The following is a 10,478-nucleotide window of genomic DNA, read 5'->3' on the forward strand; positions in this document are numbered from 1 at the left end:
GAAGGATGGCAGCGCCATTTATAGCTTGAAATTGATAAAACTTTTACTGGAGTATCTTGTTCAGATAACGGTTCGGCGGCCGCCGCTCTTGCCGTGCATTATATTTAAAAGTTATTGCATATTGGGCTGGCATAATTAAAAAGATGATTTAACTTTAAGGCGTTCTGTTTTGATTATTTATTATCATATTTAAAACAAAACCGAATCTGATAAATTGAAAATATACAACCACTTATGCAGGAATTAGACCCCACCATTCTTCAAAAAGCAAACTCATGGCTTCAAGGAAATTATGATGCTGATGTAAAGCAGGAAATTCAAAAATTAATTGACGATAAGGCATATACCGAACTGACGGATTCATTTTATCGTGATCTGGAGTTTGGTACCGGTGGCCTTCGCGGTATTATGGGGCCGGGTTCAAACCGTATCAATAAGTATACTATAGGCGCCGCCACACAGGGATTAGCTAATTATCTGAAAAAAACCTACCCCGGCGAAAAAATCAAAGTAGCTATTGCTCATGACAGCCGTAACAATGCCGATTTCTTTTCGACTATTACGGCCGAAGTTTTTTCAGCTAATGACATTTATGTTTACTTCTTTAAGGCATTGCGTCCTACACCCGAGCTTTCATTTGCCGTGCGCCATTTAGGTTGCAAAAGCGGCGTAATGCTTACAGCATCGCACAACCCAAAAGAGTATAACGGTTACAAAGCTTATGGGGCCGATGGTGGGCAATTTGTTTCTCCGCACGATAAGGCCGTAATGGACGAGGTTGCTGCAATCAGCAGCATTGATGACATCAAATTTAACCGCGTTGATGCTAATATCGAAGAAATAGGGGAGGACATTGACGAGCTTTACCTGAGCAAGATCACTGAGCTTTCTGTTTCGCCTGATGCTATTGAACGTCAAAAAGATCTTAAAATAGTTTATTCGCCCATCCATGGTACAGGCATCACGTTGGTACCCCAAGCCCTGAAACGGTTTGGTTTTGAGAATGTGATCCTGGTTGACGAGCAAATAACTCCCGATGGAAATTTCCCAACAGTAGTTTACCCTAACCCCGAAGAAAAAGAAGCGCTTACACTTGCTCTTAAAAAAGCCCAGGATACTGATGCCGATCTGGTATTGGCAACGGATCCGGACGCAGACCGTGTGGGTATTGCTGTGAAAAATACCGATGGCGAGTTTATTCTGCTCAATGGTAACCAAACCGGCGCTATGCTGATCAATTATTTATTAAGCGCATGGGAAGAAAAAGGCAAGCTTACCGGTAAAGAATACATTGTTAAAACCATTGTTACCACAAATCTTATCGAACGCATAGCCGAAGCCAAGAATGTTACTTACTATAACACCCTTACCGGCTTCAAATATATTGGCGAGTTAATGACCCATTTTGAGGGTAAACAAACTTTTATAGGTGGCGGTGAAGAAAGCTATGGTTATTTGATAGGCGAACTGGTAAGGGATAAGGACGCTGTAGTTTCAAGCGCATTCATTGCAGAAATGACCGCTTATTACAAAGACAAAGGAAGCAGCCTTTTTGAAGCATTGATTGATACTTACGTGCAATATGGGTTTTATAAGGAAAAGCTGATCTCCCTGACTAAAAAAGGTAAAACCGGTGCGGAAGAAATTAAGGAAATGATGGAGAAATTCCGTACCAATCCTCCGGCCACCTTAGGCGGATCAAAAGTAAGCACGCTTAAGGATTATGAAAAACGTATTGAAACTGATTTAGCAACCAATACAAGCAAACCAATTGAATTGCCTGTATCTGATGTTTTACAATTCATTACCGAGGACGGCAGTATCATCTCGGCCCGTCCGTCAGGCACGGAGCCTAAAATTAAGTTTTATTGCAGTGTGAACGGCAAACTTGAAAGTAAAGAAACATACAGTGAAACAGACAAACAACTTGACGCTAAGATTGCCTCAATTATGCAGGACCTCGGTGTTTAACTACGGATAATGATGTTTGAAAAAATCCCGGCCGATTGAGATCTGGCCGGGATTTTTTTTAGTATGACCTATCAGTGGTTTGTTACATCGTTTTTCTGGGGCGCCTTGGTCTGTCACCTCCAGGTGACTGATCATTATTGCTCCGGTAATTGCTTGGGCTATTATAGCTTCGGGTATTGTTAGTTCTGTCACCGGTGCCTCTATTATTGTTGTTGCCGTATCCAAATGACTTACGTGGCGGAGGAGTTTTCTTAACAAAGTCGTCGTTTATTTTTACACTTAATACCCGATCGGCAATGGGCGTACCGTCTAAGGCAATCACCGCGTTCTCGGCCCCGGTGCGGTCCTTCATTTCAAGAAATGCATATCCTTTGCATATCCTTGTTTTTTTGTCGCGTACAATTTTAATCGTTTCCACATCGCCATGTGGACCTATCATTTTAACAAGTTCCAGCTCTGTCATTTCCAGAGGAAAGCCGCCTACAAATAATTTGACCATTTATAAATTGAGATTAAGATGATAGATAACCACCGTACACAAATTTCGTTTGATTTTTTTTAAATAAAGGATGTTTTCGCGTTAAAACCAAAGTTTATTTAATAATTCGTTGTTTTCAAGTCAGTAATGGTCCTGAAGAGGCATTTTGTGACCCTTAATAATAGAACGTCATCAATACAAAACAGAAAACGACTGATATGCATCTTTAAGGAGTACTGAAGGCCGGTTGGCTGTAATTTCGTTTTCAAGGTTTTTATTGCTAAATATAGCTACCCCCATCTCGGTTTTTACCTGGTATCTCAATGACAAATTCAGTGCGGTTGTATCCCAGTTATAAATATCAGCATAAGCGTTCGGGCGCCCTGTAAATGGCCCATATGCTTTTAAGAAATAGTCCAGTATTTTATAAGCGTCAGTCATCTTAAAGAAAAGATAAATGTTCACTATTTTGTTTTTGTAAACGCGGAAACCTATTGCATCTAATAACAAACTATCTCCCTGTATCAATGAGCTACTGTCTTTATATTGATAACGGATACAGCTGTCTGCATCGGGTTTAGCGTCATTATCTAAATAGGTAAACTTACGGGCCGGAATTTGGCTAATGTCCTCACCAAGTGTCAGTCCGCCAATTCCATTGCAAAATTTTAAATACTCAACCGATCCTGGTGTTTTAGACTGTGAGAAAACCAGCGATGGTAAAAGGCAGACTGTTGCAATCAATAGGGTTTTGATGCCTGTTGTTAGAGATTCATAATAGGCTTTCATAAGTCAGGTTTTACAATAATAAAAACAAGGGAGATGCCATCTTCGCCCTAAAAATTAGTTTGTATTAATTTTTACTTAAATTTTGAAAATTTGAGTTTATATAATTGAATTTATTGCAATACTTTAATTAGTTACGCACTTCTTGTATAGAAAAGAACGCAGTAATTGAAAATACTGTCTGCTTTTGTTAACTATAGATTAAAAACAAAGCCCGTCGTTTGAGTGGCATAGTCTCAATCTTTTTTCGGTTCGGACAGTGTAATCTCTGTTGACCAAAAAACAAAACTAAAACGCATTAGCAATGCCGTAAATCCATATATTTGAGAATATAAACCGGGGATAGGTGTGCAATTTATCTCCTAAAATGATAGCCTTGTTGGTTGCAGTTTAATTAATTTATTGCCGCATTTGATTTGCAGAAATTGTGTGTTTGATTAATCATCGGATCGGTATGCTATTTAAAAACCGTTATAACAAAAATGAAATATATCTTCTGTTTGTTTTTTTCATTAATTATTCTTTCGGCAAATGCATTCACTGATCCTAATACCTTACTCGAAGAATTAAAAACTGAAATCGCAAAAAAAAATATATATGATAGCAGTAAAGAAGCAAGGATCCGAAAATTAAAGGCATATCAATCAAATCTTTCGCAAACCAATTATGATGCGCGGTTTGATACCTGGGACAAGCTTTACACCGAATACAAATCATATCAGTTTGATTCAGCGTATGTTTATGTCGATAAAATGATATCGCTAAGCAAGGTAACAGGTAATAAACCAAAGGAGTATTATAGTTATGTAAGGATGGCTTTTATTCTCCTGTCGTCGGGGATGTTTAACGAAACCTTTGACTATTTACGAAAAGTAAATGTAAAAGCCCTAAGCAATACCGATAAAGTTGATTACTATTTCTTTTTAGGCAGGTGCAATTATGACCTGGCGAATTACAGTAATGACAAATATTTTAGCCCCGATTATATTAAGGCCGGCAATAAATACATTGATTCGGCGGTCTCGTTTTGCGGCAACGACCATATAATGCATACTTATTTACTTGGTTTGAAGGATTACCAGGAAAAGAATTACGGAGAAGGACGCTTACGGTTTAAAAAATTACTGGAGAAAGATATGCCAATTTCCATGCACTTGCGGGCAATGGTCTCATGCTCGTTAGGAGCAATCTGTCTTGAAGATAACGAAAGGCAGGAAGGCCTTAATTTGATGATGAGGGCTGCCATAGCCGATATCAAATCATCAACCCGTGAAACGGTTGCGCTTTATACGCTGGCAGAACTGTTGTATAAACAGGGCAATATCAAAGATGCTTACAGTTTCATTCAATTGGCAAAAGCTGATGCCGACTTTTACGGAGCCCGGCAGCGTAAAATACAAATTGCTTCAATTTTACCATTAATAGCAGCAGCCGAGCTTAATAATACCGAGCATCAAAAAAACCGCTTCCTGGTGTTCCTGTTAATTATTACTGCGCTTGCATTGCTGGTTGTCTTTTTTCTATTGATGATCATTAACCAATTAAAAAAGTTGAAGGTTAAAGAAGCAATAATTGAAGGGAAAAATGTGCAATTAAACCACATAAATGCGAAACTAATTGAAGATGCAAAAATTAAAGAGGAATATATCGGGCAGTTTTTTAAAGCCATTTCGGGATATATCGTTAAGCTTGAAAATTTAAAAATCTCTATTGATGCCAAGCTCTCGATGAAGAAGTATGACGCCATTCATACTTTTGTAAATAATATTGATATTAAAAAAGAAAGGGAGAGCTTGTATTACAGCTTTGATCATATTTTTTTAAAGATCTTCCCTAACTTTATTACGGTGTTCAATAGCTTGTTTGCCGAGAAAGATCAGATCTGGCCTGATGAGGACGAAGTATTAAATACCGACCTTCGCATATTCGCGCTTATAAGGATGGGTATTACTGATAATGAAACTATTGCCAAAATATTGGAATATTCTGTCAATACAATCTATGTTTACAAAATGAGGATCAAAGCCAAATCGTTGCACCCTGATCAATTCGAACAACGGATTATGGATATTAAGGCTTTTGATTACGAGTGATTTTTTTTGAAGATACATGCTAAAAAACCTGTAAAGTAGCCAAACCTTACAGGGTTTTTAGCAAAAAAAGTATTATAAATGATTAAAAAAACATTATATTTTTTGTCGCCATTTTTTATATAAATATCTGTTTTTCAATATTTTAAATTTAAAAAACATCGAAAAAAATTATAAAATTATTAAAATAAGCCCTTTTCGCGTTTACCGCAACGCATAAGTCTTTTTCTGAGTTTATTTATAAGTAAATTGCATCAGAATTTAACCTGTAATAATTGTAAACCATTACATTTTTAAACGATCGGTCATTGTTAACCTTTTCCTGTGCTCACCTGCTAACCTATCGGTACGGGCGATGTTTGCATGGCCATTATGCGTATACTTCGGGTATTATTTATTATGATAACCCGAAACCATATCAGCATGACTTCGTATAAAATGTTGGGGATCTCTTTTACGGATTGAAAACTAAACCCAAACAACAACCAATTTCAACTAAATCTCAAGTTTTATGCAAATTAAACATTTACTCAACGTATGTTTCTTTGCTGTTTTTCTCTTTTTGATGGAGCCTGCTATGGCCCAAAATAAGATAATAACAGGTAAAGTAACCGACAAAAAAGATGGCTCCCCTTTAATAGGAGTATCGGTAGTAACTGCTGTAGGTGCCCAGGGTGGCGCTATAACAGCAACAGACGGATCATACAAAATTTCCGTTCCGGCAAATACCGCGAGCCTTACTTTTACTTATGTTGGTTTCCTCAACGCAACTGTTCCATTAAACGGTCGGACTTCTGTTGATGTGCAGATGGAAGAAGCGAATCGTGCACTGAACGAAGTTGTAGTGATAGGTTACGGTACACAGAAAGTTAAAGATGCTACCGGTTCGGTTGCTACTTTAGGTACAAAAGATTTTAACAAAGGTGTTATTTCAACCCCTGATCAATTGTTACAGGGACGTATCTCTGGTGTGCAGGTAACCCCTTCCAGCGGTGAGCCTGGTGCAGGTGCGGCAATTGCTATACGTGGTGCCGGGTCTATCCGCTCTGGCGACGGGCCTTTGTATGTTATCGACGGTATTCCGATCGATAATAGCGGCGGTACAAGCGGCAGCTATGGCGTAGGTGCCGGTAGCTCGTCTGCACGTAACCCCTTAGCTTTTTTAAACCCGGCTGATATCGAAAATATCTCGGTCTTGAAAGATGCGTCTTCTGCCGCTATTTACGGTGCACGTGGTGCAAATGGTGTAATTTTAATTACCACACGTAAAGGTCGGAAAGGGCAGGGGATTCAATTCTCGTCAAATACAAGTGTTTCAACTCCGGCAAAACGCTATGATGTGCTTGGCCGCGACGCATTTTTAAAAGCGGTGGCCGCAGTTGGTGCCAACGCTGGTCCGGTTGCCGATGGCGGTGTTGATTATGGTGGTAATACCAATTGGCAGGATCAGATTTTCCGCAGCCCGGTGTCACAAAACTATAATCTTAGCTTTGGCGGGGCCAGTAAAGATAATACTGGTACTTTTCGTGCTTCTTTGGGTTATGATGATCAACAAGGTATAGTAAGAAAATCAGGTTTGAAGCGTTTAAACGCACGTATCAATGCTTCGCAATCCTTCCTTAACGACAGGCTCAAGTTCGATCTGCAATCTACGTATTCAAACGTAAAAAATCAGTATGCGCCGGTTACCAACAACGCGGGTTTTAACGGAAGCTTAATTGGTGCCGCAATACAGTTAAACCCAACTGCGCCGGTGTTTGATTCACAAGGCAGATATTTTGACTTAAATGGTTATAACGATGCAGGTTACCCAAATGGCAACAGCTTCAGGAACCCTGTTTCATTATTAAATCAAATAGATGACCGCGATAATATTAACAGGTACCTGAACAACCTTACACTTACCTTAAAATTATTTGCAGGTATCTCATACAAAGGTAATTTCGGTGCGGATATATCAAGAGGTGTTAGGAAAACTTTTTATGATCCTAAAATTGTTGGCTTTACCGATGCAATCGGTATCAGACAAACAAATTTCCCTTCACCAACTGGCAATGGTACAGCTATCATCACTCATAACGAGGTGTCGAATTACACCACTGAGCATACCTTAAATTATGATAAAAAGTGGAAAGACGGTAGTTCTATAACCGGCTTGGTTGGTTACTCATATCAAACGTTTAAAAACTTTGCCCGTAACGAATTTGGATTCGGAACGTCAACCCCGGGTGTGCTGGTTAAAAATTATAATGATTTTAAGACACACCTGCCATATCCGGTTGGGGATAGCTCGAGCTATAAACTACAATCGTACTTTGCACGTGTAAACTACTCTTATAAGGACCGTTATATCTTAACCGGTACAATCAGGAGGGACGGTTCATCGCGCTTTGGAGACAAACACAAATATGGTAATTTCCCGGCAGTAGCCGCAAAATGGCGTATCACCAACGAGGAATTTATGCCTAAAGGTGGGTTCTTTGATGATTTGAGCCTAAGGTTAAACTACGGCAAAACCGGTAACCAGGAAATCCCTGTTTTAGGTTCAGAATACCTTTGGCAGATATTAAATTTCTCCGGCAGTGCAACCGGCCCCCTGCACCAAAACAACCCCGACTTGAAATGGCAAACCAATATCACTTATGGAGCCGGATTGGATTTCTCCATTATCAAAGGGCGTTTGAATGGTTCGGTAGATTATTTTAATAAATCTATCAGAGATCTGTTGTTCCTCCAGGATCTTCCCCAACCTACTGCGGCACCGCAACTTTACAGAAACCTTGATGGTGATGTTATAAATAAGGGCGTTGAAGTTGGTTTAAATTTCGCCGCCGTACAAGGCAAGGATTTTAGCTGGGATGTAGCCTACAACATGACCTTTATTAGCAATACGCTTAAAAACTTTAAAAACTACATTGTTACCGGTAATATTGACGGGCAGGGCCTTTCAGGTGCCTATGCACAGCTTATTACCAATGGTGTGCCTTTGTTTACTTTCAATATGCCAAACTATGCCGGCTTAGATAAAAATGGCTTCGGCATTTATCCTCAGGGTATAGATTCATTTTCGCTGCAAGGCAGTCCTAATCCTAAATTTACCGCCAGCTTAACCAATAATTTTGGCTATAAAAACTGGACTCTTAGCTTTTTCCTTAACGCTGCGACAGGCTTTTACATTTATAACAACACCGCCAATGCATTTTTCTACAAAGGCAATCTGCTTAGTGGTCGTAACGTAACTAAAGATGTAGCTGCAACCAACGAAAGTCCGCTTAATTCAGGCGAAGTATCAACACGTTTCCTTGAAAAAGGCGATTTTTTAAGGTTAAGCAATGCTACTTTAGGTTATACCTTCCCAATTAAATCGAACGCGATTAAAACTTTAAGAGTATCATTTACAGGACAGAATTTATTCCTGATCACAAATTATTCAGGTTTGGATCCTGAAGTTAACACAGATAAACAACGAAACGATGTGGCATCCAAGGGTATTGATTATACTTCGTATCCTAAGGCCCGCATATTTACTTTAGGTGTAAACGCAAGTTTTTAACAACATGAAAATGAAAAATATTACATCACAGGCTGCAATTTGTTGCCTGGCTTTGATGATCGCAAGCGGTTGCGCAAAACTGGATGAGAAAACTTACGGATCAAAATACGTAAACAATAATCCTACGGGTTCAACAGCCGAACTAAACGGGGTTTACTCACAATTATACGGGCAAACAGACCAGGCAAATACTTACGCTTTACAAGAGCATCCTACAGACGAAATGATGGGGCCAACCCGCGGTACTGACTGGGGCGATTTTGGTACATGGCGCAAATTGCACACGCATACCTGGACACCTATTCATAACCAGGTTAACGATACCTGGGATCAGTTAAATATCGGTGTGTTCCGTGCAACACAGGTTATAAAAAAGGCTACTGATAATAATATCAAAGCACAGGCAAGTTTCCTGAGGGCGTATTTTATGTTCCAGATAGTTGACTTGTACGGCCAACAGCCGATGCGCGATCCGGATGCGCCAACCTCGTCTATACCAACAGTTATGAAGCGCCCGGAGGCTACAGATTTCATGATCAAAGACCTGGAATTTGCTGAAGCAAATCTTGCTGCCACAACCGCCAACATTGGGATAGCTAATAAAGCGGCAGCCGAGGCGCTATTAGCCAAAATTTACCTTAATAAGGCTGTTTATACTGCCACCTCGGTTGGTGGACCATTTACATTTGCCAAAGCCGATATGGATAAGGTAATTGAGTATGCTGATAAGGTAACTGCGGCAGGATACACTTTAGAGCCAGCCGGTAAGTATTTTCAGGATTTTGCCTGGGATAACTCAGAAAAATCGCATGGAAATATTTTTGGTTTTTACAACACCGAAACTTCAGCCCCTGCATCGGCCAAAAACCGTTGGAGGATGGGTCTGCACTATAATCAGACCCCTGACGGTTGGAACGGTTTTACAACACTCGCCGACTTTTATAACTCGTTTGAGAATACCGACGAGCGCCGGGGGGTAGATTATCCTGGACTTACAGACAGGGTTGGTTTAAGGGCAGGTTTTGCCGTTGGGCAGCAATACGGGCCTGGTCATAAAGCCTTAACCCAGCGTAGTGGTAAACCGCTGATTTTTACTCCTGATGTAAATCTTAACTTCTCTACCGAAGCTCAAGGTATAAGGGTTTTCAAATACTTCCCTCAGCCTAAAGCCGACAATACCGTAAATGACGACAACTCATCAAACGATTATGTTATTTTACGTTATGCCGACGTAGTACTTGAAAAGGCGGAGGCTATTTTACGTGGTGGTACGCCTACAGGTGGTCAAACCGCGTTACAACTTGTTAATCAGATCCGTGTGCCTCGTGGCGCTTCGGCTTTAACCTCAGTAGATTTAACCGTCATGCTTGCCGAAAGAGGCCGTGAGCTTTATTGGGAAGGCTGGAGAAGGAATGACCTGATCCGTTTTGAGAAATTTAATGATCCGGTTGATCAGCGTCCGGCTAAAACAGATAAAACCAAAACTGTGTATCCTATACCGCAACGCGCTATTGATACCAATCCTAACCTTAAACAAAACGCAGGTTATTAATATTTGAGATTTATTTGATTGAAAGGAACGTAGCGGAAATTTCCGCTA

6 protein-coding genes are annotated in these 10,478 nt (G+C 40.0%); 4 read left to right on the forward strand and 2 right to left on the reverse strand.

What is annotated here, in order from left to right; all coding sequences use genetic code 11:
• Positions 1-234 precede the first annotated feature (234 nt).
• Complete coding sequence (locus FHW88_RS08485; RefSeq protein ID WP_090525515.1) at positions 235-1,971, forward strand: phospho-sugar mutase; 1,737 nt, start codon at positions 235-237, stop codon at positions 1,969-1,971.
• An 82-nt stretch (positions 1,972-2,053) separates the two neighbouring features.
• Here the strand turns inward: FHW88_RS08485 and FHW88_RS08490 are convergent, their stop codons facing one another.
• Both FHW88_RS08490 and FHW88_RS08495 read right to left on the reverse strand, forming a co-directional pair.
• Positions 2,054-2,470 (reverse strand): RNA recognition motif domain-containing protein, encoded by a 417-nt coding sequence (locus FHW88_RS08490; RefSeq protein WP_090525518.1) that lies wholly within the window; start codon positions 2,468-2,470, stop codon positions 2,054-2,056.
• Positions 2,471-2,641: 171 nt separating this feature from the next.
• Positions 2,642-3,238, reverse strand: coding sequence for a hypothetical protein (locus FHW88_RS08495; protein ID WP_176624606.1), 597 nt, complete (start codon positions 3,236-3,238; stop codon positions 2,642-2,644).
• A gap of 479 nt (positions 3,239-3,717) precedes the next feature.
• On the opposite strand from FHW88_RS08495, the gene FHW88_RS08500 reads away from it, so the two are divergent.
• From FHW88_RS08500 to FHW88_RS08510, 3 genes are all read left to right on the forward strand, one after another.
• On the forward strand, positions 3,718-5,328 hold the full coding sequence (locus tag FHW88_RS08500) for a DUF6377 domain-containing protein (protein WP_176624608.1): 1,611 nt from the start codon (positions 3,718-3,720) through the stop codon (positions 5,326-5,328).
• A gap of 508 nt (positions 5,329-5,836) precedes the next feature.
• Positions 5,837-8,878, forward strand: a complete 3,042-nt coding sequence (locus tag FHW88_RS08505) for a SusC/RagA family TonB-linked outer membrane protein (RefSeq protein ID WP_176624610.1) — start codon at positions 5,837-5,839, stop codon at positions 8,876-8,878.
• Positions 8,879-8,888: 10 nt separating this feature from the next.
• Positions 8,889-10,430: a RagB/SusD family nutrient uptake outer membrane protein gene (locus FHW88_RS08510; protein WP_176624612.1), complete on the forward strand. Its 1,542-nt coding sequence runs from the start codon at positions 8,889-8,891 to the stop codon at positions 10,428-10,430.
• The last annotated feature ends 48 nt before the right edge of the window (positions 10,431-10,478 follow it).

Origin of the sequence: Mucilaginibacter sp. SG538B (assembly GCF_013376065.1) — a bacterium.
GTDB classification, from domain to species: Bacteria; Bacteroidota; Bacteroidia; order Sphingobacteriales; family Sphingobacteriaceae; genus Mucilaginibacter; species Mucilaginibacter rubeus.